1 protein-coding gene is annotated in these 231 nt (G+C 39.4%); it reads left to right on the forward strand.

What is annotated here, in order from left to right:
• Positions 1 to 231: hypothetical protein (locus tag LI126_RS15220; RefSeq protein WP_227165749.1), on the forward strand; the 231-nt coding region annotated here is incomplete at both ends.

Raw genomic sequence — 231 nt, forward strand, 5'->3', positions numbered from 1 at the left:
TTTTAGGTGATGGAATAAATGATGCTGGAGCAATGCGTGCTGCTGATGTAGGAATCTCTGTTGATACAGCTGTCGATGTAGCGAAAGAATCGGCGGATGTAATTTTATTGAGAAAAGATTTAATGGTTTTGGAAAAAGGAATTTTATCTGGACGGCGCGTGTTTACGAACACGATGAAGTACGTCAAATTAACAGCAAGTTCTAATTTTGGCAATGTGTTTTCCGTGATCC

Origin of the sequence: Mediterraneibacter sp. 210702-DFI.5.30 (assembly GCF_020560115.1) — a bacterium.
In the GTDB taxonomy this organism is placed as follows: Bacteria; Bacillota; Clostridia; order Lachnospirales; family Lachnospiraceae; genus Mediterraneibacter; species Mediterraneibacter faecis.